This is a genomic window from Mycobacterium hubeiense (assembly GCF_002838065.1).
GTDB classification, from domain to species: Bacteria; Actinomycetota; Actinomycetes; order Mycobacteriales; family Mycobacteriaceae; genus Mycobacterium; species Mycobacterium hubeiense.
On record NZ_PIZU01000017.1, the window covers coordinates 15,970 to 40,613 of the forward strand.

General features: G+C 67.7%; 23 protein-coding genes and 1 tRNA gene. 8 read left to right on the top strand and 16 right to left on the bottom strand.

Going from position 1 to position 24,644, the window contains the following annotated elements; genetic code table 11:
* Nucleotides 1–33: 33 nt before the first annotated feature.
* Nucleotides 34–1,629, bottom strand: coding sequence for a fatty-acid--CoA ligase FadD1 (fadD1, locus tag CWS39_RS14690; protein ID WP_102143667.1), 1,596 nt, complete (start codon nt 1,627–1,629; stop codon nt 34–36).
* A 137-nt stretch (nt 1,630–1,766) separates the two neighbouring features.
* Here fadD1 and CWS39_RS14695 point away from each other — a divergent pair, with 137 nt between their 5' ends.
* Nucleotides 1,767–2,372, top strand: a complete 606-nt coding sequence (locus CWS39_RS14695; protein WP_102143668.1) for a TetR/AcrR family transcriptional regulator — start codon at nt 1,767–1,769, stop codon at nt 2,370–2,372.
* Between the two features lie 52 nt (nt 2,373–2,424).
* Here the strand turns inward: CWS39_RS14695 and rho are convergent, their stop codons facing one another.
* The 6 genes from rho to argS all read right to left on the bottom strand — a co-directional run bounded on the left by rho (nt 2,425) and on the right by argS (nt 11,000).
* Complete coding sequence (gene rho / locus CWS39_RS14700; protein ID WP_102143669.1) at nt 2,425–4,299, bottom strand: transcription termination factor Rho; 1,875 nt, start codon at nt 4,297–4,299, stop codon at nt 2,425–2,427.
* A gap of 278 nt (nt 4,300–4,577) precedes the next feature.
* Entirely contained in the window at nt 4,578–5,522 is a 945-nt protein-coding gene (gene thrB / locus CWS39_RS14705; RefSeq protein ID WP_102143670.1) for a homoserine kinase, read from the bottom strand.
* A gap of 3 nt (nt 5,523–5,525) precedes the next feature.
* A complete protein-coding gene (thrC, locus tag CWS39_RS14710) occupies nt 5,526–6,608 on the bottom strand; it encodes a threonine synthase (RefSeq protein WP_102143671.1) in 1,083 nt (360 codons plus the stop codon).
* Nucleotides 6,605–7,933: a homoserine dehydrogenase gene (locus CWS39_RS14715; protein ID WP_102143672.1), complete on the bottom strand. Its 1,329-nt coding sequence runs from the start codon at nt 7,931–7,933 to the stop codon at nt 6,605–6,607. The genes thrC and CWS39_RS14715 overlap by 4 nt, the downstream gene beginning before the upstream one ends.
* Entirely contained in the window at nt 7,930–9,267 is a 1,338-nt protein-coding gene (lysA, locus tag CWS39_RS14720; RefSeq protein WP_199178133.1) for a diaminopimelate decarboxylase, read from the bottom strand. The genes CWS39_RS14715 and lysA overlap by 4 nt, the downstream gene beginning before the upstream one ends.
* Nucleotides 9,268–9,347: 80 nt before the next feature.
* Nucleotides 9,348–11,000 carry an arginine--tRNA ligase gene (gene argS, locus CWS39_RS14725; RefSeq protein ID WP_102143674.1) on the bottom strand — a complete coding sequence of 551 codons (1,653 nt, stop codon included), beginning with the start codon at nt 10,998–11,000 and terminating at the stop codon, nt 9,348–9,350.
* Nucleotides 11,001–11,103: 103 nt separating this feature from the next.
* On the opposite strand from argS, the gene CWS39_RS14730 reads away from it, so the two are divergent.
* Together CWS39_RS14730 and CWS39_RS14740 are read left to right on the top strand one after the other, a co-directional pair.
* A tRNA-Arg gene (locus CWS39_RS14730) sits at nt 11,104–11,176 on the top strand.
* Nucleotides 11,177–11,764: 588 nt separating this feature from the next.
* Entirely contained in the window at nt 11,765–12,391 is a 627-nt protein-coding gene (locus CWS39_RS14740; RefSeq protein ID WP_102143746.1) for a cutinase family protein, read from the top strand.
* Here CWS39_RS14740 and CWS39_RS14745 read toward each other — a convergent pair.
* The 3 genes from CWS39_RS14745 to CWS39_RS14755 form a co-directional block, all read right to left on the bottom strand.
* Entirely contained in the window at nt 12,384–12,614 is a 231-nt protein-coding gene (locus tag CWS39_RS14745) for a hypothetical protein (protein WP_102143675.1), read from the bottom strand. The genes CWS39_RS14740 and CWS39_RS14745 overlap by 8 nt on opposite strands.
* Nucleotides 12,615–12,695: 81 nt before the next feature.
* A complete protein-coding gene (locus CWS39_RS14750; protein ID WP_102143676.1) occupies nt 12,696–14,111 on the bottom strand; it encodes a DUF2254 domain-containing protein in 1,416 nt (471 codons plus the stop codon).
* A gap of 119 nt (nt 14,112–14,230) precedes the next feature.
* On the bottom strand, nt 14,231–15,112 hold the full coding sequence (locus CWS39_RS14755) for an LLM class flavin-dependent oxidoreductase (RefSeq protein WP_102143747.1): 882 nt from the start codon (nt 15,110–15,112) through the stop codon (nt 14,231–14,233).
* Nucleotides 15,113–15,166: 54 nt separating this feature from the next.
* Here CWS39_RS14755 and CWS39_RS14760 point away from each other — a divergent pair, with 54 nt between their 5' ends.
* From CWS39_RS14760 to CWS39_RS14775, 4 genes are all read left to right on the top strand, one after another.
* The gene (locus CWS39_RS14760) at nt 15,167–15,580 is read left to right on the top strand and encodes a VOC family protein (RefSeq protein ID WP_102143748.1); all 414 of its coding nucleotides are present in this window, start codon (nt 15,167–15,169) and stop codon (nt 15,578–15,580) included.
* A 133-nt stretch (nt 15,581–15,713) separates the two neighbouring features.
* Nucleotides 15,714–17,015, top strand: coding sequence for a sensor histidine kinase (locus CWS39_RS14765; RefSeq protein ID WP_199178129.1), 1,302 nt, complete (start codon nt 15,714–15,716; stop codon nt 17,013–17,015).
* Nucleotides 17,003–17,647 carry a response regulator transcription factor gene (locus CWS39_RS14770; protein ID WP_102143677.1) on the top strand — a complete coding sequence of 215 codons (645 nt, stop codon included), beginning with the start codon at nt 17,003–17,005 and terminating at the stop codon, nt 17,645–17,647. Before CWS39_RS14765 ends, CWS39_RS14770 begins: the two co-directional genes overlap by 13 nt.
* A 20-nt stretch (nt 17,648–17,667) precedes the next feature.
* Nucleotides 17,668–18,552, top strand: coding sequence for a DUF4097 family beta strand repeat-containing protein (locus tag CWS39_RS14775; RefSeq protein WP_102143678.1), 885 nt, complete (start codon nt 17,668–17,670; stop codon nt 18,550–18,552).
* A 17-nt stretch (nt 18,553–18,569) separates the two neighbouring features.
* Here the strand turns inward: CWS39_RS14775 and CWS39_RS14780 are convergent, their stop codons facing one another.
* Together CWS39_RS14780 and CWS39_RS14785 are read right to left on the bottom strand one after the other, a co-directional pair.
* Entirely contained in the window at nt 18,570–19,577 is a 1,008-nt protein-coding gene (locus tag CWS39_RS14780) for a nitronate monooxygenase (RefSeq protein ID WP_102143679.1), read from the bottom strand.
* Nucleotides 19,574–20,101 carry a GNAT family N-acetyltransferase gene (locus tag CWS39_RS14785; protein WP_102143680.1) on the bottom strand — a complete coding sequence of 176 codons (528 nt, stop codon included), beginning with the start codon at nt 20,099–20,101 and terminating at the stop codon, nt 19,574–19,576. The genes CWS39_RS14780 and CWS39_RS14785 overlap by 4 nt, the downstream gene beginning before the upstream one ends.
* A gap of 20 nt (nt 20,102–20,121) precedes the next feature.
* Here CWS39_RS14785 and CWS39_RS14790 point away from each other — a divergent pair, with 20 nt between their 5' ends.
* Nucleotides 20,122–20,511 (top strand): VOC family protein, encoded by a 390-nt coding sequence (locus tag CWS39_RS14790; protein ID WP_102143681.1) that lies wholly within the window; start codon nt 20,122–20,124, stop codon nt 20,509–20,511.
* On the opposite strand, the gene CWS39_RS14795 is transcribed toward CWS39_RS14790, so the two are convergent.
* The 4 genes from CWS39_RS14795 to cysD form a co-directional block, all read right to left on the bottom strand.
* Nucleotides 20,512–20,994: an Rrf2 family transcriptional regulator gene (locus CWS39_RS14795; protein WP_102143682.1), complete on the bottom strand. Its 483-nt coding sequence runs from the start codon at nt 20,992–20,994 to the stop codon at nt 20,512–20,514.
* 92 nt (nt 20,995–21,086) lie between these two features.
* Complete coding sequence (locus CWS39_RS14800; RefSeq protein ID WP_102143683.1) at nt 21,087–21,815, bottom strand: 3'(2'),5'-bisphosphate nucleotidase CysQ; 729 nt, start codon at nt 21,813–21,815, stop codon at nt 21,087–21,089.
* The gene (gene cysC / locus CWS39_RS14805) at nt 21,812–23,656 is read right to left on the bottom strand and encodes an adenylyl-sulfate kinase (RefSeq protein WP_102143684.1); all 1,845 of its coding nucleotides are present in this window, start codon (nt 23,654–23,656) and stop codon (nt 21,812–21,814) included. The genes CWS39_RS14800 and cysC overlap by 4 nt, the downstream gene beginning before the upstream one ends.
* Complete coding sequence (gene cysD / locus CWS39_RS14810; protein WP_102143685.1) at nt 23,656–24,582, bottom strand: sulfate adenylyltransferase subunit CysD; 927 nt, start codon at nt 24,580–24,582, stop codon at nt 23,656–23,658. Before cysD ends, cysC begins: the two co-directional genes overlap by 1 nt.
* Nucleotides 24,583–24,644 lie beyond the last annotated feature (62 nt).

Genomic DNA, 24,644 nt, shown 5'->3' on the forward strand with positions numbered 1-24,644 from the left:
CGGTACGCCGCGAGATTGCATCGAGGCAGGTGGCTACTCAGCATTTTCCTGCTGGAATGCAATTTCGCGGAAGAATGTCGTGCCCTCGCGCTTCCACAGCACCCGGCCGGCGGGTTCGACGCCGAGGGCGACGAGCTCACGCTTGAGGATCTTGTTGGTTGCGGTGCTCGGTAGATCGTCGGCGATCCAGACGTAGCGCGGCCACGCTTTGGGCGACAGGTCGCGCTGTTCGGAGAGGAACTTCTCGAACGCGTCGGGTGTGAGCTCGGCGCCGTCCTGCAGCACGATGGCGGCCATCACCTGATCGCCGACGAACTCATCGGGCACCGGATACACCGCGACCCGGTTGATGGCGGGCAGCCGCAGCAGGATGCGTTCGATCGGCGCGGTGGTGAGGTTCTCCCCGTCGACGCGCATCCAGTCGGCGGTACGGCCCGCGAGGTAGATCCATCCCTCGGCGTCGCGGTAAGCCAGATCACCCGACCAGTACATGCCGTGGCGCATCCGTTCGCCGGTGGCGTCGGGATCGTTGTAGTAGCCGCGAAACAGCCCGCCGCCGCTGGTGTTGACCAACTCCCCCACCGCGTCGTCGGCGTTTTTCAGCGCGCCGTTCTCGTCGAACTCGGCGACCGCGCATTCGGTCAGCGTGTCCGGGTGGTAGATGGCCACGCCCGGGAAGCCCCTGCCGATGGACCCCGCCGGGCAGTCATCGGGGCGGGTGATGATGACCGCGGTCTCGGTGGAGCCGAAGCCGTCCCACACCGTGCAGCCGAACCTGCGGCTGAACGCCTCGATGTCTCGGTCCGCGGCTTCGTTGCCGAACGCGACGCGCAGCGGGTTGTCGCGGTCGTCGGGCTGTTCGGGGGTGGCGAGGATGTAGGCCAAGGGCTTGCCGACGTAATTCATGTAGGTGATGCCGTAGCGGCGGACGTCGGCGAGGAATCGCGACGCGGAGAACTTCGCCGGCGCCATCGCCGCCCCGGCGCCCAGCGCCACGCTCCAGCCCGCATACACGGCGTTGGAGTGAAACAGCGGCATGGCCAGGTAGCAGACGTCGGAGCTGTCCAGGCCGTAGCGCTCGACCAGCGCGGAGCCGGCGAACAGCACCATGGAATGCGGGACCTCGACGGCCTTGGGCTCGCCGCTGGTGCCCGACGTGAAGATCATCATGAAGGTGTCGTCCGGGCCGACTTCGCGGTGCGGCGTGAGATCCGGCGCGTCGGCCAGCAGTTGGGCCCATTCGGTGGTGGACGTGTCGAAGACGGTGACACCCGACAGCTCGAGGCCGTCGAGGAGATGCCAGTGTTCGGCGTCGGTGAGCAGGATCTGGCAGTCGACTTTGGCGATGTCTCGCGCGAGGGCGTCGCCGCGGCGGGTGGTGTTGATGCCGCAGAGGGGGTAGCCGCCCAGGCCGGCGGCGGCCAACGCCGTCAGCATCTCCGGCGTATTGCCGAGCAGGGTTCCGACGTGCAGGGGCCTCGTCGGGTCGGCGGACGCGATGAGCGCCGCGGCCTGGGTGCACGCGGCTGCGATGTGTTCGCGCCACGTCCAGCTGCGGTCGCCGTACTTGACCGCGACGGCGTCGTGCTCGGCGCGGTCGCGGAGCAACTGCTGCAACGTGTCCGCCATTGGCCCACCTCGATAGCAGTGAACAGAATTTAGAAACTGTCTACCATGAGTGGCGTGATGCCCGGTACCCGTCTGCCAGTTGGCAGAATGCACGTGTCGCGGCCGACCCCGCGACGCCAACGACGAGGAGTCGCCCGGTGACGACGAGCGCCGCCGCCAAAAGTGTCCGCGATCGACTGATCGACGCAGCGGAAGAGTGCTTGCGCGTCAAGGGAATTCGAGCCACCACGGTTTCCGAGGTCGCCGAGGCCGCCGGTGTCTCGCGGGGATGGCTGTACCGGCATTTCCCGGACAAGGTGTCGCTGCTGGGGGCTGCGATCGTGCGCCTGAACGACGCGTACTGGTCGGAATCGCACGAGATGCTGGCGCAGGTGGACGGGCTGGATCAGCAGATCGCAGCGGGCATCGTGCATGGGCACAGCGCCTACGACGACCCCGGCACCCTGCTGATGAAGCTGCGGATGGACGAACCCGAGGAGTTCGCGGCGTGTGCGGGGGCGGGCGTCCAGGGTTTGGTGCCCGACCTGGCGGACTTTTGGACGCCCTACCTCGTCGCTGCCCGCGATCGCGGCGAGGTGCACCCGGACATCGACATCGCCGAAGCCGCGGAATGGGTTGCGCGCGCGATACTTTCGCTGGCCACCGTGCCGGGTAACACGCTGGACGCGAGCGATGCGACACAGATCCTGCGGCAGGTGCGCCGCTATGTCATGTCCGCGCTGAAGGCCGACCCCGCCGTGTGATTTCGGCGCGCTGGGTCGCGCTCAGCGCGACCAGCTACGCCGAAATCGCTGGCTAGTCGGTGTCCATCGAGCCCGGCGTGGTCTTGGAGACCTGCACCAGGAACTCGTAGTTGTTCTTCGTCTTGCGCAGCTGGCTCATCAGCAGGTCGATGGCCTGATGCGAGTCCAGCCCGCTCAGCACGCGGCGCAGCTTGTGCACCACCGCGAACTCGTCCGGCGAGAGCAGCAGCTCGTCCTTGCGGGTGCCGGACGGGTTGACGTCGACGGCCGGGAAGACGCGCCGCTCGGCGATCTTGCGATCGAGCTTGAGCTCGGCGTTGCCGGTGCCCTTGAACTCCTCGAAGATCACGGTGTCACCGGTCGACCCGGTCTCGACCATGGCGGTCGCGACGATCGTCAGCGAGCCACCCTCTTCGATGTTGCGGGCCGCGCCGAGGAACCGCTTCGGCGGATACAGCGCGGTGGAGTCGACACCACCGGACAGGATGCGGCCCGACGCCGGCGATGCGTTGTTGTACGCACGTCCCAACCGGGTGATGGAGTCGAGCAGCACGACGACGTCCTTGCCCTGCTCGACCAGGCGCTTGGCCCGCTCGATGGCCAGCTCAGCGGCCTGGGTGTGATCGGACGGCGGACGGTCGAAGGTCGAGGAGATGACCTCGCCCTTGACCGAGCGCTGCATGTCGGTGACCTCTTCAGGACGCTCGTCGACCAGTACCACCATCAGGTGGCATTCGGGGTTGTTGGTCGTGATCGCATTGGCGATGTCCTGCAGGATCGTCGTCTTACCGGCTTTCGGCGGCGACACGATCAACGCGCGCTGTCCCTTGCCGATCGGCATGATCAGGTCGATGACGCGGGTGGTCAGCTTGTCGGGCGAGGTCTCCAGCCGCAGCCGCTGGTTCGGGTACAGCGGCGTGAGCTTGCCGAACTCCGGCCGCTTCTTGGCGTCCTCGACGGGGCCGCCGTTGACGGTGTCGATGCGCACCAGCGGGTTGAACTTCTGCCGCTGGTTGGGCTGCTCACCGTCTTTGGGCACCCGCACGGCGCCGGTGATCGCGTCACCGCGGCGCAGGCCGTTCTTGCGCACCATGTTCATCGACACGTACACGTCGTTCGGCCCGGCGAGGTAGCCGGAGGTGCGGACGAACGCGTAGTTGTCGAGCACGTCGAGAATGCCGGCGACGGGCTGGACGACGTCGTCCTCGCGCAGCTCGGTGTCGCCGCCCTCGCCACCGCCGCGTTCACCACGACGCCTGCGGTCACGGAAGCGCCGGCCCCGGCGACCCTGGCGACCCTCGCCGTCGTCGTCACCGCGGCTCTGCTGGCCGCCCTGCTGATCGCCGCCTTCGGCGCGGTCGGGCTTGGTTTCCGGCTCGGCGGTCTTCGCCTGATCGCTGTCGGCCTTGGGCCGGTCGGTCTTCTCGTCGGGCTTCTGGTCGGCCTTGGTCTCAGCCTTATCGTCGGCTTTGGTCTCCGCCTTGGCCTCGTCGGCGGCCGGCGCTCCGGTGTCACGAGAGGCAGCGCGACGCTCCCGGCGCGGCGGGGCCTGCTCGGCGGTGTCGGCGGTGACGCCGTTGGCGGGGTCGGCGGCCTCGGCGGCCGGCTCCGGGGCACGGCCGTTGGAGTCGCCGCGGCGCTCCCGGATGGCGGCGACCAGTTCGCTCTTGCGCATGCCGGACGCGCCCTCCACGCCGATCTCCTTGGCGAGTGCCCGCAGTTCGGGCAACACCATCGTCGACAGGGAGCCCGAGCGAGCACCCGACGCCACATCGGCGGTCGGTGCAGTCGCGGCAGGTGCCTCGTCGGCCGGCGCAGCGGTGGGCGCGTCGACGGCCGCGGGCGATGAAATGTCTGAAGTCACGGGGTTCGGCAGCTCGGCGTTTTCGCTGCTGCCACCAGCCGTGATGAGGTCCGTTTCAGTCACGGATTTCCTTTCTTCCCTCGCTGATTTCGGAGCGCGAGGGGTCGTTACATCCAGCCGATCCGCTGAATGCCAAGGTCCCGCCGTTGCCTCTGCAACGACGATGGCCGAGATCCGCCGCCAAGCGACGGCGAACCGTCAGTCCACGAGTAGAACACGGGGAAGATGAGTGGTCGTCCTAGTGTCGGCGCAGGCTGAGAGGCTGCGATTGCTGGACGACAGCGAGAATAACCCGCTTCGGAGCCGGAAGCAAGAAACCCTGCGCTGGCGATCAGCTCCAATCAGCTCCGCGCCACCACCCCTGACGTCCACTTAACGCCTTCCCCGACGGCCATCTCGCTGACGGTGAACCCGTTGGCGGCGCCGTACTCCAGGGCCTCTGCGGGCAACTCTGGCGCCGAAGTCAGGGCGATAACCGCAGGCCCAGCCCCGGACAACACCGCCGCAATCCCGTAACGCCGGAGGATCTGCAGGTATTCCGCGGAGGCCGGCATCGCCACGGCGCGCTGCGGCTGGTGCAGCACGTCCTCGGTGGCCGCCATCAGCAGGTCCGGCCGCTCGGTGAGCGCGACGACCAGCAGCGCAGCCCGGCTGAGGTTGAACCGCGCGTCGGTGTGGCTGACCTGCTCGGGAAGCAGCACACGGGTCTCGGCGGTCGACGACCGCTGCTCGGGGATGGCCGGGAACAGGTGGATGTCGGGGTGCAGCCGCAGCGGCGCGGCCGCAAAGCGCGGTTGCGTGCCGGCGGGCTCCGTCCACGAGACCACCGCCCCGCCGAGCACCGCGGCGGCCGCATTGTCCGGGTGGCCTTCGAACTCGCTGGCCAGCTGGATCAGTTCGGTTTCGCTCAGCGCCGTCGAACCCGTTTGTGTCACAAGGCCATTCACCGCCGCAAGCCCACCGACCACTGCGGCCGCTGATGAGCCCAGACCGCGAGAGTGCGGAATGTCGTTGCGGCAGCGCACGGTTAGCCCGGGCGCGGTGAATCCCACCGCCCGTAAACCGGCCTCGATAGCGCGCACCACCAGATGCGACGAGTCCAGGGGCACCTGGCCGGCGCCCTCCCCTTCGACCTCGACCGTCAGCCCGGATTCGGTTGTGTCGACGACGATTTCGTCGTACAGGCTCAATGCCAGGCCCAGGCTGTCGAACCCCGGCCCGAGGTTCGCGCTGGACGCCGCGACGACGGCGGTGGCCGTCAACCCGGCAGGCAGACTCTGTGTCACGTGCTAAACCAGCCCCAGCTTTGCGACCACCGCGACGGGATCAACCGGTACGGCCGTCACGGTCGGCATGCCCTTGAGCGCGGTGTCGGGATCCTTCAGTCCGTTGCCGGTCACCGTGCACACCACCGTCGAGCCCTTCGCGACCCAGCCGTCCTCGACCGACTTCAGCAGGCCCGCGATGCTGGCTGCCGAGGCCGGCTCGACGAACACCCCTTCGGTGCGGGCTACCAGGTGATACGCCGCGAGGATCTCCTCGTCGGTGGCGGCCAGGAAACGGCCCTTGGACTGCTGCTGGGCCTCCACCGCCGACGTCCACGACGCCGGCGAGCCGATTCGGATCGCCGTCGCGATGGTGTCGGGCTCCTTGACCGGCTCACCGAGCACCAGCGGCGCGGCGCCGGCGGCCTGGGTGCCCAGCATCCGCGGCAGCCGGTCCGACAGGCCGTCGCGGTGGTACTCGGTGTAGCCCTTCCAATACGCGGTGATGTTGCCGGCGTTGCCGACCGGCAGTGCATGGACGTCGGGGGCGCGGCCGAGCGCGTCGACGATCTCGAACGCCGCGGTCTTCTGACCCTCGATGCGATACGGGTTGACGGAGTTCACCAGCGAAACCGTGGGAAAGTCCGCGGTGATCTTGCGGGCCAGTTCCAAGCAGTCATCGAAATTGCCGTCGATCTGAATGATCTTGGCGCCGTGCATGACCGCTTGGGCGAGCTTGCCCATCGCGATCTTGCCCTGCGGCACCAGCACCGCACAGGTGATGCCGGCGCGCGCAGCGTAGGCGGCCGCCGACGCCGACGTGTTGCCGGTCGACGCGCACAGCACGGCCTGCTGGCCGCGGGCCACTGACTCGGTGACCGCTACCGTCATACCGCGGTCTTTGAACGACCCCGTGGGGTTGAGCCCCTCCATCTTGAGATGCACAGTGCAGCCGGTGTATTCGCTCAGCCGGGTGGCGTGGATCAGCGGGGTGCCGCCCTCGAGCAGCGTGACCGGCGCCCAGTCCTCCCCGACCGGCAGCCGGTCGCGGTAGGCGGCGATCAGGCCGGGCCAGGGCGTGTGGACGGCCGACGTCGGTGCACTCATTCGGCGGTTCCTTCCAATCGCAGCACACTGTTGACGCTCTGCACCACATCGAGGTCGGCGAGCGCCGCGACGGTTTCCGACAGCGCCGCGTCGGTCGCGCGGTGGGTGACGACGACGACCTTCGCGCCGCAGGGCTGGCCGACCTCGTCGACCATGCCCTCCTGGCGAACCTCGGCGATGCTGACTTCGCGCTTGCCGAATTCGGCTGCGACGGTGGACAACACGCCCGGCCGGTCGGCGACGTTCATGTTGACGTAGTAGCGGGTCGGGATGGCACCGATCGGCGCGATGGGCAGCTTCGCGTACTTGGATTCGCGCGGCCCGCGGCCGCCCTGCACGCGGTTACGCGCCGCCATTACCAAATCGCCCAGCACCGCCGAGGCGGTCGGTGCGCCACCGGCGCCCTGGCCGTAGAACATCAGCCGGCCGGCCGCCTCCGCCTCCACCACCACCGCATTGAACGCGCCGTTGACCGCGGCCAGCGGATGGTCCAGCGGCACCAGCGCGGGGTACACGCGGGCCGAAACACGTTGCTGTTCTTCACCATTGGTGAGCCGCTCGCAGATGGCGAGGAGTTTGATGGTGCAGCCGAGCGCACGGGCGGAGGCGAAATCGGCCGGGCTGACCTTGGTGATGCCTTCGCGATAGACGTCGTCGGCGGTGACGCGGGTGTGGAACGCGATAGAGGCGAGGATCGCGGCTTTGGCGGCGGCATCGTAACCCTCGACGTCGGCGGTCGGGTCGGCCTCGGCGTAGCCCAACGCGCTGGCATCGGCCAGCGCGGTCTCGTAATCGGCTCCGGTGCTGGCCATCTCGGACAGGATGTAGTTGGTGGTGCCGTTGACGATGCCCGCGACCCGCAGCACGGTGTCACCGGCGAGCGATTGGGTGAGCGGGCGTATCACGGGGATCGCGCCGGCCACCGCGGCTTCGAAGTAGAGGTCGACGTGGGCGTGCTCGGCGGCCTGCGCCAGTTCGCCGGTGGACTGCGCCATCAACGCCTTGTTGGCGGTGACGACGGACTTGCCCTGTTCCAGCGCGGTGAGGATGGCCTTGCGGGCGGGTTCGACCGGCCCCATCAGCTCGACGACGATGTCGACGTCGTCGCGCGACACCAGTTCTTCGATGTTGTCGGTAAGCATCCCGACCGGCACACCGCGGTCGTCGGCGACGCGGCGCACACCGACGCCGCGCAGCTCGAGGGGCGCACCGATGCGGGCGGCCAGGTCGGGCGCGCTCTCCTCGATGATGCGCACGACTTCGCTGCCGACGTTGCCGAGACCCAATACCGCTACGCCGATGGGCTTCTCGTCGTTGGTATTCATTTGGTTACCTCCAGACTGAGCAGATCATCGACCGTCTCCCGGCGCAGGATCAGGCGGGCGTGCCCGTCGCGCACGGCCACCACGGCGGGGCGGCCGATCAGGTTGTAACGGCTGGACATCGAATAGCAGTAGGCGCCGGTGGCGGCGACGCCGATCAGGTCACCGGGCGCGATGTCATCGGGCACCCAGGTGTCGCGCACGACGATATCGCCGCTTTCGCAGTGCTTTCCGACGATGCGGGCCAGCGTGGGAGGGGCCTCGCTGAGGCGTGAGATCAGCCGCGCGTCGTACTCGGCGCCGTAAAGCGAGGTACGGATGTTGTCGCTCATACCGCCGTCGACGCTGACGTAGCGCCGGTGGGCGGTGGCGCTGATGGCCACGTCCTTGACGGTGCCCACCTGATACAGGGTGATGGTGCCGGGGCCGGCGATGGCGCGGCCGGGTTCCACGACCAGACGCGGTGCCGGGAGTCCGACCGCTGCGGACTCGTTGCGCACGATCTCCTGCAGCTTGTCGGCCAGCTCGGTGACCGGCGGCGGATCGTCGTGCGGAAGATAGGAAATGCCCAGTCCGCCACCGAGATCGACGGTTCCGATCTGTGCGGTCTTGTCGATGCCGAACTCGTCGACCACGTCGTGCAACAGGCCGATCACCCGGTGCGCCGCCAGCTCGAATCCGGCGACGTCGAAGATCTGCGAGCCGATGTGGCTGTGCAGGCCGACGAGGCGCAGGTGGTCGGTGGCGAACACCCGTCGTACCGCCGCCATCGCCGCGCCGCTGGCCAGCGACAGGCCGAACTTCTGGTCCTCATGCGCGGTGGAGATGAACTCGTGGGTGTGGGCCTCGACGCCGACGGTGACCCGCACCAGCACGTCCTGCACCACGCCGTGTTCGCCGGCGATCTGATCCAGCCGCTCGATCTCCGTCATCGAGTCGAGCACGACGTGGCCGACACCGGCCTTCACCGCGGCGGTCAGCTCGTCGAGGGATTTGTTGTTGCCGTGCAGGGCGATTCGCTCAGCCGGGAAGCCCGCGTGCAGGGCGACGGCCAGCTCGCCGCCGCTGGCGACGTCGAGGGCGAGTCCTTCTTCATCGACCCAACGCGCAATCTCGGTGCACAAGAACGCCTTGGCGGCGTAGCGGACGTTCTGCCCGCCGCCGAATGCATTAGCCATCTCGCGGCAGCGGGATCGGAAGTCGTCTTCATCGATGACGAACACCGGTGTGCCGAATTCGGCGGCGATGTCGGTGACCTTCACCCCGGCGATGGCGACCACGCCGTCGCCGCCGCGAACGGCGTTGCGCGGCCACACATTCGGCGCGATGGTGAGCATATCGGCGGGCGACTGCGGCCGCGGCGGCGCACCGGCGTGGTGGATTTCCTCTGCGTGCCGGGGTCCGGCGGGGTGAGCGATCACATCCGCTCCGGGGCCGTGACGCCGAGGATCCCGAGTCCGTTGGCGATGACTTGGCGCGTGGCCTGGCACAGGGCGAGCCGGGCGCCGTGCAGTGCGTTCGGCTCCTCATCACCTTGGGGCAGCACGCGGCAGGAGTCGTAGAACCGGTGGTAATCACCGGCAAGGTCTTCGAGGTAGCGGGATACGCGGTGTGGTTCACGAAGGGCCGCAGCGGTTTTGAGCACGCGCGGGAATTCGCCGATATTGCGGATCAGCGTGCCCTCCTTCTCGTGGGTGAGAAGGTCGAGGTGCTCGGTGCTGGGCGCAAGTCCGAGCTCGGCGGCATTGCGGGCGAGCGCGGAGAGCCGCGCATGCGCGTATTGCACGTAGTAGACCGGGTTTTCGTTGGACGCGCTGGACCACAGCTCCAGGTCGATGTCGATGGGGGTGTCCACCGATGACCGGATCAGGGAGTAGCGGGCGGCGTCGACGCCGATGGCCTCGACAAGGTCGTCGAGGGTGATGACGGTGCCGGCCCGCTTGCTCATCCGGACGGGCTGGCCGTCGCGGACCAGGTTCACCATCTGGCCGATGAGCACCTCGACGGTGGCGGGGTCCTCGCCGAGCGCGGCGGCGATGGCCTTGAGCCGGGCGATGTAGCCGTGGTGATCGGCGCCGAGCATGTAGATGCACAGGTCGAAGCCGCGCTCGCGCTTGTCGAGGTAGTAGGCGATGTCGGCGGCGACGTAGGCCGGAGCGCCGTCGCTCTTGATGACGACGCGGTCCTTGTCGTCGCCAAAGTCGGTGGTGCGCAACCAGACTGCGCCGTCCTTCTCGTAGATGCTGCCGGCCTCGCGAAGCCGCTCGATGGCGTGCGCGACGCGCCCGGAGGTGTGCATCGAGTCTTCGTGGGTGTAGACGTCGAAGTCGGTGCCGAAATCGTGCAGCGACTGTTTGATGTGGGTGAACATCAGGTCGACACCGATGGCGCGGAAGGTTTCGCGCATCTCCGCGTCGGGCAGGCTCAGCGCGTCGGGTTCCTTGGCCAGCACCTGGGTGGCAATGTCCTTGATGTACTCGCCGGCGTAGCCGTCATCGGGCGTCGGCTCGCCCTTGGCCGCGGCGATCAACGAGTTGGTGAACCGGTCGATCTGGGCGCCGTGGTCGTTGAAGTAATACTCGCGGACGACGTCGGCGCCCTGGGTCGTCAGCAGGCGGCCGAGGGCGTCGCCGACGGCGGCCCAGCGGGTGCCGCCGATGTGGATGGGCCCGGTGGGATTGGCGGAAACGAACTCGAGGTTGACCTTTTGGCCTTCTAGCACCTCCGAGTGGCCGTACTTCTCGCCTGCGGCGAGGACGTTGTTGACGATGACGCCCTGGGCGGACGCCTCGAGCCGCAGGTTGACGAAGCCGGGCCCGGCGACCTCGGCGGAGGCGATGCCGGCGGCGTCATTGAGCGCCGTCGCCAGCCATCCGGCCAGCTCGCGGGGGTTGACGCCGACCTTCTTACCCAGCTGCAGCGCCAGATTGGTGGCGTAATCACCATGCTCGGGATTGCGCGGACGCTCGACCGTCACCGTCGCGGGCAGCGCGGCGGTGTCGAGGTCGTGCTGGGCCAGCACCGCGGCGGCGGTGGTCTTGAGCAGCTCGGCCAGGTCGGCGGGGGTCACGAGGGTCCATCCTATGGTCTGAGGTGGTCAGGCCCCGAATCCGTTTCCGGTCATCGCAATGCGCTAGGCTGTCGGAGCCCAACGGCGCAGTTCTTTCGCATGCGCCCCCGTAGCTCAGGGGATAGAGCGTCTGCCTCCGGAGCAGAAGGCCGCAGGTTCGAATCCTGCCGGGGGCACTCTACCGAAGGCCCTGACAGGCGGCCCTTCTCCTTGGCCGCCGAGATCGACGAAACGGCTGTTAGAACCCGATACGGCACGACCATATCGTTCGGTTCGGGATTGGCCCCACGAAGCACTAGCGCGGTTTGAGCCCGAAGATCGGGATCTGACGACCGATCGGATCCGTCTTGGCGCGATAGTCGCGCCATCCGGGGTAGACCCGCTCGCCGAGCGCGAACAGGCGGGCGTGCTACTCGGGATCGGTGGCGCCGTTACGACGGTCCCCATCGACGTTGCGAAGCGGCCGCCGGTCGTGCGGTACAGCAACGGGTCGACGCGAGCCGCCACACGGCGTACGAACAGCTGGCCTGGGCGAGACCGCGCGAAACACCACCATCGCCTCATACGCCGGGCCGCGTTTCGTGTGAGGATCGACATACCGCAGCGGACCATACGCGAAAACCGCAGGTGCAGCGGCACTTTCACGATGTTGGAGCATGAGTCCATCCGGCGTGCGTCGTCGCCGTCTGGTATGCATGGAGTACGTGCGCGCCTATCGAACCGCTCGATTCCTCGTGATTGCACTTCTTTTTACCTCGGCCTTGATGGTTGCCCCTGCGCCGTCCGCATCGGCCCAGCCGTGCCCCGAGGTGGAAGTGATCTTCGCCCGCGGCACGTACGAGCCGCCCGGCGTCGGCGGAATCGGCCAGGAGTTCGTCGATGCGGTACGCACCCAAGCCGCGCCGCGTTCCGTCGACGTCTACGCGGTCAACTACCCCGCGAACACCGACTTCCGCACCGCCATCGACGGGATTCGCGACGCCGCCAACCGCATTCAGGCCACGGCGGCGAACTGCCCCGACACCGAAATGGTGCTCGGCGGGTTCTCGCAGGGCGCCGCGGTCGCGGGTTTCGTCACCAACGACGCGGTGCCTGACGGCGCTCTCGACCTGGACGTGCCTCAGCCGATGGCCCCCGAGATCGCCGACCACGTCGCCGCGGTCGCCCTCTTCGGCAAGCCGTCCAACGAATTCATGAACATGATCGGGTTCCCACCGGTCACCATAGGCCCGCTGTACAAAGACAAGACCATCGAGCAGTGCGTGCCCAACGACCCGATCTGCGCTGACCACGGCGAAGGGTGGGCGCACAACCTCTACGGCTCCAACGGAATGGTCAGCGACGCCGCAGCCTTCGCCGTCAGTCGGCTCAAGCCGCTAGCCGCTACTTAACCCACTTCCAGGGCTTGTCCCAGTGCCCCGGCGGGGGCACGAACGGGAGGTGGCTGATGTGCCCCGGTGGCGGGACGAACGGCAGATGGCTGATGTGCCCCGGCGGCGGCACCGGGTCCCACCACCACTTGTCGTCGGCCTGGGCCGAGCCCGCACCGGCGACGGCGCCGAACGCAAGGGCGCCGGTTGCTGCGACTGTTGCTGCAATTTTCTTCAGATTCATCGTCAACTCCTGATCAGCTGGCAATTTGCCCGCCTCCCAAGGAGGGCCTCAATAGATCTATCGTCCCACCGCGGCAGCCCGTTAGCCACCGTCGGCGCGCTGCGTGGCTGCCGACGCGGCCGCAACCGCCGCGACCTGGCCGAACACCGACGGAGGCGGCGCCAAGGTGCCGGGCCGATTGACCACGTCCGTGGCACGGGTCGCGGCGCCGATGACCAGCTCGCGATCGGCCTCGTCGGTCAATTCCCGCTTCGCGGTCCGCACCACCAGGTCGATCTGCGTCTGCACCGCGGCGCGGCGGGCGGGGTCCACGCAGTTCTGGGCGACCGAACTCAGCAGCTGCAGCACCGCGGCCAGCACCAGCGGCTCGCGCGTGCCGTACCGGCGGATCTGCGAACAGCCCAGATGCAGGTAGGTCGCGAAGCCCGGATACGGCAGCCACACGAGCACCTCCCCCGACTCGTCGCGGCGGACGTCGTCGGACATCGCCCGGGTTGCCAGCACGGACTCCACCGCCGACAGATGATGCACGACTTGGATTGCCGTGTAGGGGTCGTTGATCGCCAACGACAGCGCCCGCAAACCGATGTCGACGATCTGGCGCAGGCCGAACCGGATGTCTTGCTGCAGGGTCCGCTCGAACCCGATGTGCACATTGCGCAGGCAGCGCTGGACCACGTCGGGCTCGGCCGCGCTCGCCGCCTCACCGCGCCGCCAGCACCAGCCCAGTTGCCCGCCGGCCGTCACGTAATCGCCGACGAACACCACGAATTGCACCGTGTGACCGCTCGCGGCGGCGGTCGCGGCGATGTCATCGATCTCAACGGTCTGCAAATACCCCGACTGCGGCGCCAGCAGCGGAGCCGCCTGGTCCGGCGGTGTGGGCGGGGACTCGGATTGCCGGTCGGGCGTGTCGAGTTCGGGGTACAACTCGTCCACCAGCGCGAGTGTGCGCTGCTGCGCTTTCTCGATGATCGAGTCGATCTGGATCGAGTGCACGAGGTGATGCAGGAAGTAGATCAGCGCGCCAATGCTGATGAACGCCAACGCCAACGAGCCCGAGACGGCGACCTTGGGCACGAACGCGCCGCCACTGGCGTGTTCGCCGACGGTGTGCAGGCCGCCCGTGCTGTAGGCGAAGGTGCACGCGAAGATCGCGAGCACCACCTGATTGGGCACGTCACGCAGGAAGCTGCGCAGCAGCCGCACAGAGAACTGGCTCGACGCGATCTGCAGCGACAACACCGTCAGCGAGAAGACGATGCCGATGGTGGTGATCATCGTCGCGGACACGACGATCAGCACGTCGCGGGCGTCGGCCGCGGTGCCCTGGAACATCATCTTGTCGATGAGGGAGCCCGGCTTCACCGGGATCATCGACAACAGCGCCCCGGCGCCGAGGCCGATGATGATGCCGAGTGTCGGCAGCACCCAGTAGGCGCCGTGCAGATATTCGCGGACGACACTGCGGCGGCTCAGCAGGTTCGCTGTGGCCACCAGCTAAGTTTGCACCCGATCGGCCTCGCGGATGCAGGGTTTGCTACGAGTCGTTCAGTCTGCGCTGAGTGCGTGGGCTACTCGAACTTCAGCGCCCTGTACGCAGAGTCGACGGGGATTTAGCCGAGACCCCTCACCACGTCCGCGACGCGGCGCAGCTGGTCGATGTCGGGGCTCGTCGGGATGAGGTGCACTTCGTCGGTTCCGACGTCGGCGAATTTCTTTAGGACGCTGAGCAATTCGTCTTCGCTACCGGCCCAGCCAGTGGTCGGCGCCATCGCGTCGACGTACTCGGCGGGAATCCAATTCATGTAGCGGCGCAGATGGCGGTGCACCTGCGCGCGGGCCGCGTCGCCGTCGCCGAGCGCGAACCAAAACGACGTCGCCAGATGCGGTTTGGGCTTGCCGGCCTCCGCCCAGGCCCGCCGTGCCACGTCGAACAGCTCGTTCTGCTTGTCGACATTCACGTCCAGCGTCATGCCCGCGAGACCGTCGGCCCATGTGGCTGCGCTGCGTACGGTCTTCGGGCCGATGGTGCCGACGAGCAATGGCGGGCCGCCCGCCTGCACGGGAGGCGGCCCGACCGGCACGACGGAGTCGGTCACCTTCTCGCCGGACCACACCCGCTTCATCACCGCGACTCGTTCGGCCATCCCCCGCATCGTCTGCGTGGCCGGGTCGGCGCCGACGGCGTGGTAGTCCTCGTGCCGACCGCCGACACCGATTCCGACCGTCAACCGGCCGCCGGACAGCATGTCGCCGGTGGCCAGCCCCTTGGCCAGCATGACCGGGTCGTGCAGCTGCGGAACCACCACCGTCGTCACCAAGCGCACTCGGTCCGTCCAGGCCGCCAGCGCGCCCAGCAGCGTGAGGCTGTCGGGATTGTCGAACGCGATGCGCTCTCCCCAACACAGCGACGAGAACGGTCCGCTATCGATGACGCCGGCCCACTCCTTCAACGTGGCCGCGTCCAGGTTTGGCTCCATGACGGGCATGGTCATCCCGATCTGCACGACGGCGATTCTGGCACGCCTGCTGCTGGCAACATGTGGGCCATGCCGATCAGCACCTCGTCTATCGCGCACGTGCGCCTCACCGTCACCGACATCGAGCGGTCGCGGCAGTTCTACGAGAGCGTCTTCGACTGGCCGGTGTTGCTCGAGCTTCCCAATAACGCCAGCGAGGCCACTCGTACCGCGCTGGATTTTCTGTTCGGTGGGGTGATCTACGACCTGGGCGGCGCGTTGATCGGGTTGCGCCCTGTTGCCTCCGGTCGCTTCGATGAGAACCGCGTCGGCCTAGATCATCTTGCCTTCCGCGTCGCGCGTAGAGCCGAATTGGACGACGCCGCACGGCATCTCGACGATTTGGGCATCGCCCACGAGCCGGTGAAGGACATCGGGCCGGCGTATATTCTGGAGTTTCGCGACCCGGACAACATCGCGCTGGAGCTCACTGCGCCGAAGTGAGGGATTTCGGGCGCGCTGGGTCGCGGTGAGCGCGACTGCGCGCGCCGAAATCGCAGGGGGTGGGGGTTAACCCCCACACAGGTCTGGGGAAAACGTTGTGTCGCGGCGGCGCTGTGGTTCGTAGGTTGGAGACATGGTCGCAGTCACCTCTACACCCGCACCGGCACCCGTTGCCGTCGACGCCGACATCGCCGAACCTCGCCGAAACCTCGGCCTGGTGCCGACGGCGTCGATGATCACCGGCGCCGCGATAGCGCTGGTGTGGTTCTGGATTCCGTTGTCCATCTTGATCATTGGCATCTCCTCGATCCCGTCGGTCATCGGGTTCGTGTTGGCCGTCGTGGTGTTCATCTACCTGATGCGCGGCGTCGAATGGGTGGAACGCATGCGCAGCGAAGCGGTGTTCGGCCTCGGCATCCCGGTTCCGCCGCGCCGGCTCTCGCAGTACAGCGGCTTTCAGCGCTGGGCCCATCAGCTGTGGCTGGATATCAGCGGCGCGCGGTTCTGGAAGAGCGCCGCCCAGCACTACCTGCGGATGATCTACGACGTGCTGGCCGTCGGTATCGCGTTCGCGCTGCTGGTGTTCGCGTTTCTCGGGCCGGCCGCCGCAATCGCGGTGCGGCGCAGCGACGACGACGCCGGACTGGCGTTCGTTTCGCCGCCGTTGGCGTGGGTGCTGGCGATTCTGGCGGTGCTGGGAGCGCTCGCGATCCTCGTGTTCGCCCCCGCTCTGGACGCGGCGATCGACCGCTGGCTGCTCTCACCGTCGTCGACGGCGGCGCTGCAGTACCAGGTCAGCGCGTTGAGCGATGCCCGCGAGGGTGCGGTGTCGTCGGCGCAGACCGAGCGGCACCGCATCGAGCGGGACCTGCACGACAGCGTGCAGCCGCGGCTGGTGTCCCTGGCGATGACCATCGGGCTGGCGCAGACCAAGCTCGACACCGACCTGCCGGCGGCCAGGACGCTGATCGCGGAGGCGCATGAGGATGCCAAGAGCGCACTGGTCGAGCTGCGCAATGTGGTGCGCGGCATCGCGCCGACGATCCTGTCCGACCGCGGGCTGGACGCCGCCCTGTCGGCGGTGGTGCAGCGCTCGGCCGTGCCGACCACGCTGAACATCCACTTGCCGCGGCGGCTGCCCGACGAAGTGGAATCGGTCGCCTACTTCGTCGTCGCCGAGGCGTTGACCAACGTCGCCAAACATGCTCAGGCGACGCAGGCCGTCGTCACCGTGCGGCTGGACGAATCGGCCAACCTGCTGAATGTCTCGGTGTTCGACGACGGGCGCGGCGGGGCCGTCATCGAGGCCGGCGAGACCGCGACGGGGCTGCGCGGGCTGGAGGAACGGGTGCGCGCCGCACGCGGCTCGTTCGGCGTGTCCAGTCCTCCGACGGGACCGACCATCGTGACCGCGGTGCTGCCATGCGCATCGTGATCGCCGAGGACTCCGCGCTGCTGCGGGCCGGCATCGAGCGCATCCTGACCGATGCCGGGCACGACGTGGTCGCGGGCGTGCCGGATGCCACGAACCTGCTGCGGCTGGTCAACGAGCACCGGCCGGACTTGGCGATCGTCGACGTCCGGATGCCGCCCACGTTCACCGACGAGGGCATCCGCGCCGCCGCCCTGCTGCGCAGCCAGAATCCCGAATCGCCGGTTCTGGTGCTCTCGCACTATGTCGAAGAGCGTTATGCCGCCGATCTGATCGCCTCGGACACAAAGGGATTCGGCTATCTGCTCAAGGACCGGGTGGCCGACGTCCCGGCGTTCCTGGACGCCGTCGAGGTGGTCGGCGGCGGCGGCACGGTGCTCGACCCGGAGGTGGTGTCGCAGATCTTGGTTCGCTCACACCGTCGCAGCGCGTTGGATCAGCTCACGCCGCGCGAGCGTGAGGTGCTGCAGCTGATGGCCGAGGGCAAGACGAACTCGGCGATCGCGTCCGCGCTGCACATCTCGGTCGGCTCAGCCGAAAAGCACATCGCGTCGATCTTCACCAAGTTGGACCTGGCTGCCGACGAGAGCGAGAACCGCCGCGTGCTGGCGGTGCTGCGCTTCCTCGAATCCTGAACTACTGAAAGGGCTTTTCGATGACGACCATTGCACCCCCTCTTCCGCCCGCGCCGGCCGGTCCGCCGCCGCCATTGTCACCCGGTGGGCGCACCGCGGTGCGCGTCGTGCTGACTGTCGCCGCGACCGTGTTGGTGGTCGGCTGCGTCGCGGCATTGGGTGTGGTGGCGTGGGGGTTGAGCACCTTCCGCGTCATCACCGACTCCCAGCCGCTGCCGGCTGCGATGCGATCGCTGGTGGTCGACACCGGTTCGGTGCCGGTGGCCGTGCGCATCACCACTGACCGGCAAGCCCGCGAACCGCGTGCCGATCTGCGGATGGTGAACTCGACGCGGGCCGGCGCAAAACCGTTGGCGGTCACCACGGATGGGGCCGACGCCCGGGTGACGATCAACGGCGAGTCGTCGCCGTTTCTGCAGTGGAGCCGCGGCGGTGAGATCACCGTTGTCCTGCCGCCCGACCTGGCCCGCAGGCTGACGGTCACCACCGAGCAGGACAACGGCGTGGTGCTCGCGCAGGCCGATCTCGACGCGCTCATCGCCCGCACCGACAATGGCGCGATCGTGCTCAGCGGGTCGGCCCGGCGGATCGAGGTCTACACCGACAACGGCGAGGTGGTCACCCGCGAGCCGATCTCGGTGAGAGAGTCGTTCACTGCGACCACCTCCAACGGGAACGTCAACGTCGACTTCGCCGACGCGGCCCCACGCACGGTCGACGCGACCAGTGACAACGGTGATGTCGTCGTCGCACTGCCCGCGCGTGGCCCGTACGTGGTGAATGCGAGCACCGACAACGGCGACACATCGGTGCGGGTGCCACGCGCAAGCGACCCCGAGACCGCCGCCGCAGTCGTCACCGTGCGCTCGGACAACGGCGACGTGGTGGTCGAGACGCTGCGGTGACGGCGTTGAGATTGCGCTCAACGAACTAGCTCGTCGATGATCTCGGCCACCGGCACGGACTTGCAGTTTCGGAACCCGGTGCCAGCCCACACGTTGGTGCCGTGCGGGTCGCCGGCCTGCACTGCGGCCTTGCGCACCGGGCTGGTGAGGTAATGGATTTCGGGGTAGCCGAACGGCGCCTGCGCTTCGTGTTCATTGATGAAGCGGTTGCGTAGCCCGCGAGCGTAACGGCCGGAGAATGCTTTCGTGACAACGGTTTCAGTGAACTGCGGATCCTGCAGGGCAGCGCGATGGACGGGGCTGCTGCCCGCTTCGTCGGCAAGCAAGAACGCGGTACCGAGTTGTGCGGCGACGGCCCCGGCCCGCAGCACGCGTTGGACGTCCTCGCCCGTCGCCAAGCCACCGGCGGCCATGACAGGCAGGTCGACGGCAGCGACGAGTTCGCCGAGCGGCTGCGTGGCCGGCTGTGCCGTTGGGTCGAAGGTGCCGCGATGCCCACCCGCCGCGGGGCCTTGCGCGACAACCGCGTCGACGCCGCAATCGACCGCCAACCGCGCCTCGGCCACCGTCGTCACAGTGCTGACCACCGTGATGCCCGCGTCCCGCAGACGCCGACATTCAGCAGCGGACGGCAGGCCGAACGTGAACGAAACCACGTCCGGCCGCAGATCGAGCACGACCTCCAGCTTGGCGCCCCACTGGTCGTCGTCGAAGCGGGGCTCGCCGAGGCTTGTTCCGTAGCGCTCGGCCTCGACGGCCAGCGCCACGGCATACGCCTCGATCTCGGCGGGGATGGCCGCACTGGGCTGCGGCACAAAGAGATTGGCGCCCATTGGCCCGGACGACGCCTGCTGCGCCGCGGCCAGGCGTTCGGCGAACACGTCGGCGGTCAGATATCCCGCGGCGACGAACCCGAGCCCACCGGCATTGGCGCCCGCCGCCGCCAGTTCCGGGGTGCTTGGGCCGCCGGCCATCGGAGCGACGATCACCGGGACCGCCAGCTCGCGAAAGTCGAACCGGCTCATCGAATCGCCTTCGCGAACATCATGACGTCCTGCGGCTCGGTGCTGATGTTCGGAAACATCCCGTAGCGCACGAGTCGCCCCTCGAACGCGAGGCCGCAGCGTTCCAGGAGTCGCGCCGATGCGGTGTTGTCGACGTGGCAGACCGCCCACGCGCGGTAGACGCGTGGATCGCTGTGGGCCTCGTCGAGAAGCAGCATCACCGCCTCGGACATGACCTTCTGGCCCCACCATTGCCGGCTCAGGCAATAGCCGAGTTCGACGGCGTGTGGTTGCGGCTGACGCCATCCGCACAAGCCGACCGGGCCGCCGTCGCGCAGCTCGATGAGCCAGGTTCGCTCGACACCGACGTTGAACAACTCGTTGATGACGCGGCGGGTCTCATCGACATTGGGGTGCGGCGTCCACGACAGATAGCGAGTCACCTCGGGGTCGGAGGCGATCCGCTCGAAGAGCGCGTCGGCGTCGTCGAGTCGCGGTGCGCGCAGCGTCAGCCGCGGGCCGATCAGCACGTCGTCGTCAATCATGGCTTCATACTGGAGTCGCTATGGCTATCACCTTCAATCACACCATTGTTGCCGCCAAAGACCGCGAAGAGTCAGCGAAGTTCTTCACCGAGCTGTTCGGCCTGCCCGACGCCAAGGAATTCGGCCCATTTCTGGCGGTCGAGCTCAATCACGGGGTCAGCCTCGACTTTGCACAGGCGCCTGACGACGCCGACATCCCCCCGCAGCACTACGCGTTTCTGGTGTCCGAGGAGGAGTTCGACGCCATCTACGGGCGGATCTGCGAGCGCGGCATGCAGCACTGGGCCGACCCGCGCGGTGCTCGGCCGGGCGAGATCAACCACAACGACGGCGGCCGCGGCGTGTACTTCCAGGACCCGTCGGGCCACTACCTGGAGATCATCACCCGGCCATACGGTTCGGGCGGCTGATCACCCGTCGCCGGAGTGGTGTCCGCGCCGCTCTTCCTGCTCGATGTAGGCACCCGCGAGTTTGACGACGTGCTCGGGCAGGGAGCCAGCCGCCACGTCGGCGAGGCTCGTCTCTTCCAGCACCGACCGCATGCTGGCCCGCAGGGCGCGCCACACATCGGTCAGCGCGGCTGTCGGCCCGGAGTAGGGCAGATCGCCGAGGCCGATGTCGCGGACACTGGCCAACGGGCCGTCGATACAGCGCAGCACGTCGGCGATGCTGATTTCCGCGGGTGGACGGGCGAGTTCGTATCCGCCCTCGCGGCCGCGGTGACTGCGCACCAGTCGATCGGTGCGCAGATCGGAGAGGATGTCGACGAGGAACTGCGGCGGGATGCCTTGCGCCTTCGCGAGGTCATCGGTTTTGACCAGGACACCGTCATCGACCGTGGCAAGCTGGACCATGGCGCGGACGGCGTACTCCGCCTTGGCCGACATCCGCATTCTGACCAGGTTAGTCGGGATGCTGCCGAGATCGACGAAATGGCTGCTGGGAGCGCCTGTCGAGCGACCATTTCGTCGATCTCGCGCAAGGTTTAGCTCGTGATGGCGAGCACCGCGTCCGCCAGTTCGGGACGGCACACGACCAGGTCGGGCAGTAGCGGGTCGGGGCGGTTGTAGGTCAGCGGCGAGCCGTCGATGCGCGAGGTGTGCAGTCCGGCGGCGCGGGCCACCGCGACGGGTGCCGCGGAATCCCATTCGTACTGTCCGCCGGCGTGCACGTACACGTCGGACAAGCCCTGCACGACGGAGGCGACTTTCGCTCCGGCCGAACCCATTTCGACCAGCATGCCATCCAACGCGTCGCGCACGTCCAGCGCGATGGCCGGCGGGCGGGTCCGCGACACCACGATCCGCGGCTTATCGGGCGCGGCCGGCGGCGGCTGGACCGACGGCGTGCCGAGCGTAATGCCCTGCGCCGGAAGGGCAACTGCACCCGCCACCAGTTCACCGGACTGCCACAGCGCAACGTGCACGGCCCAGTCGTCGCGGCCGAGCTCCGAGAATTCCCGCGTGCCGTCGAGCGGGTCGACGATCCACACCCGCGCCGCGGTGAGCCGCGCCGGGTTGTCGGCACCTTCTTCGGACAACACCACGTCGTCGGGGCGTTCGGCCGCCAAAGCCTCCATCAGAAAGTCGTGGGATCGCTTGTCCCCCGCGGCTTTCCGCTCCGCCTCGCCGGCATCGGCCAACTCTGCGCGGACCTCCAGCAGCAGCTCGCCGGCCTGCGTCGCGAGCCGCGCCGCCAGGTCGTGATCGGTCACTGCCGGCTTTCCAGCAGCTCGATCACCATGTCGGCGAGTTCTTCGGTCGACCGGTCCGGCGTCAACCGCAGGTCGGGATTCTTCGGCCGCTGGTAGGGGCTGTCGATCCCGGTGAAGTGGGTGATCTCGCCGGCTCGCGCCTTGGCGTACAGGCCTTTCGGGTCGCGACGCTCGCAGTCCTCCAGCGGGGTGTCGCAGAACACCTCGAAGAATTCGAGACCCGCCTCGGTGGTCACCTGCCGCGCCAGCGCGCGGTGCTCCTCCAGCGGGCTGATCGCGGGAACCAGCACCACCTGGCCGGAGTCGGCGAGAATGGCCGCGACGTGGGCCAGCCGACGCTGGTTCTCGGCGCGATCGGCCATCGAGAACCCGAGGTCGGCGTTGAGGCCGTGCCGCAGGTTGTCGCCATCGAGAACATAAGCGGGAACACCCTTTTCGAGTAGCTTCTGCTCGACGCGCATCGCCACCGACGACTTGCCCGATCCGGACAGCCCGGTGAACCACACGGTGCGGCCCTTAGACAGCCGGTCCTCGGCCTTGCACAGCGATTCGTGGCGCACCGTATTGGGGCTCGACGTACGTGCGGTCACGTACGGCAGGATCATGCCGGCCGCGACGGTGCCGTTGGTATGCGGATCAATCAGGATGAACGAGCCGGTGGCCGAGTTGCGGCTGTACTCGTCGAGCAGCAGCGGCACCTGCGCACGCAGCGAGATCCGGCCCAGCTCATTGAGTTTGAGTGCGGTGGCCGACTTGTCGCGGTGAAGCGTGTTGACGTCGAGCCGATAATCCAGCGCGGTCACCCTGACGCGGGTGGTGCGGGTGGTGTGCTTGATGACGTAATCGCGGCCCGGCTCCAGCGAGGACTCATCGGCCATCCAGCACACCGTCGCGTCGAATTCCTTTGTCACCCTCGGCTGATTGTTCGGCCGGGCGATCATGTCGCCGCGCGAAATGTCGATGTCGTCGGCGAGGCTGACAGAAACCGCCATCGGCGGGAAGGCTTCCTGCACCGGCCCACTCGGACCCTCGATCGCCGTGATGCGGCTGGTCTTTCCGGTGGGCAGGACGACGATCTCATCGCCGGGACGCATGACACCACTCGCCACCGTGCCGGCGTAGCTGCGGTGGTCGTGATGATCGAGGCTCTGCGGGCGAATCACATACTGGACGGGAAAACGAACGTCGACGAGGTTGCGGTCGCCCGCGATGTACACCTCTTCCAGATGCGACAGCAGCGAGGGCCCGTCGTACCATGGCGTGTTCTCCGACTTGGTCACCACGTTGTCGCCGAGCAGCGCCGACATCGGAATCGTGGTCACGTCATGGACATCCAGCCGGGCGGCGAACTCGTGAAAATCGTCGCGGATCTTCTCGAATTGCTCACGATCCCAGCCGATGAGGTCCATCTTGTTGACGGCCAGCACGATGTGGCGGATGCCCAGCAGTGAGGCAAGGAACGCGTGGCGGCGCGACTGCTCGAGCAGCCCGTGACGGGCGTCGACCAACACGATCACCAGCTGCGACGTCGACGCACCGGTGACCATGTTGCGGGTGTACTGAATATGGCCCGGCGTATCGGCGATGATGAATTTCCGTTTGGGCGTGGCGAAGTAGCGGTAGGCGACGTCGATAGTGATGCCCTGCTCGCGCTCGGCGCGCAGGCCGTCGGTGACCAAAGCCAGGTCGGTGTAGTCATGCCCGCGCTCCTTGGAGGTCCGCTCGACGGCGGCGAGCTGGTCCTCCATGACGGCCTTGGAGTCATAGAGCAGACGACCGATGAGCGTGGACTTGCCGTCGTCGACGGATCCGGCCGTTGCCAGCCGCAGCAGCGTCGTCATCAGAAGTAGCCCTCTCGCTTGCGGTCCTCCATGCCGGCCTCCGAGATCCGGTCATCGGCGCGGGTGGCGCCGCGCTCGGTCAACCGCGACACCGCGGTTTCGGCGATCACCTCGGAAACCGTTGCCGCCGTTGACTCCACGCAGCCGGTGCAGGTGACGTCGCCGACAGTGCGGAAGCGCACCGACTTCTCGACGACGGGTTCGTCCTTGCGGGGCTGCATATAGCGGTGCACCGCCAGCAGCATGCCGTCGCGCTCAAATACCTTGCGGCGGTGTGCGTAATAAATGGACGGCAGCTTGATCTTCTCGGCGCCGATGTAGGACCAGATGTCGAATTCGGTCCAGTTGGACAGCGGGAACACCCGGATGTGCTCGCCCTTGTGGTGGCGACCGTTGTAGAGGTTCCACAGTTCGGGCCGCTGCGCCTTGGGGTCCCACTGGCCGAACTCGTCGCGGAAGGAAAACACCCGCTCCTTGGCGCGGGCCTTCTCCTCGTCGCGACGGGCGCCGCCGAATGCGGCGTCGAACTTGTTCTCCCGGATGGCTCGCAGCAGCGTCACGGTCTGCAACGGGTTGCGGCTCGGGATCGTCTCGACCACTCGCCCGGCGTCGATGTCGTCCTGCACCTTCGCGACGATCAGCCGCACGCCGTGCTCGGCGACCAGCTCGTCGCGGGCCGCGATGACCTCGTCGAAGTTGTGCCCGGTATCGACGTGCATGACCGGGAACGGCAGCCGGCCCGGCTTGAACGCCTTGAGCGCCAGGTGCAGCATCACGATGGAGTCCTTGCCGCCCGAGAACAGCAGCACCGGCCGCTCGAACTCCGCAGCCACCTCGCGGATGATGTGGATCGCCTCGGCCTCGAGCGCGCGCAGATGGCTCAGCTCGTAGTGGCCGGCGGGCTTGGTTTCGGCCGCCGCAGTCATCGCATCCTCATTAAGTTGGTAGAGATGACCAGAATTATCTGCATAACCTGGTATGAAACCAG